Genomic DNA, 376 nt, shown 5'->3' on the forward strand with positions numbered 1-376 from the left:
ATCGCTTTGCAAAAAGAGAACCAGCGTCTTAAAATGGAAGTGGATATTTTAAAGCAAGCCGCGCTGATCATGGGACGAAAGTAGCTATCATCCAGAATAATCGTGATAAATACTCGGTATCAGCAATGTGCGACGTCCTGCAAATCGCAAGAAGTACATTTTATTACGACGCCCAAGAACGAGCCACTGAAGACGATGTCACCGAAGCTATTGTGGATATCTTTCACAAGAATCGAAAAGCCTACGGCACACGCAAGATCAAAGTGAAGCTCCATGAGCGTGGGTTGATCGTCTCCAGACGTCGCATTGGCCGCATCATGAAAGAGCAAGGGCTCGTTTCCACCTACACGGTGGCACAATATAAGCCCCATAAAAC

General features: G+C 46.3%; 1 pseudogene. It reads left to right on the forward strand.

From position 1 onward, the window contains the following. A pseudogene (locus L696_RS29480) lies at positions 1–376 on the forward strand (IS3 family transposase); the annotation flags it as partial.

This window comes from Paenibacillus maysiensis, assembly GCF_000520815.1.
Lineage (GTDB): Bacteria > Bacillota > Bacilli > Paenibacillales > Paenibacillaceae > Paenibacillus > Paenibacillus maysiensis.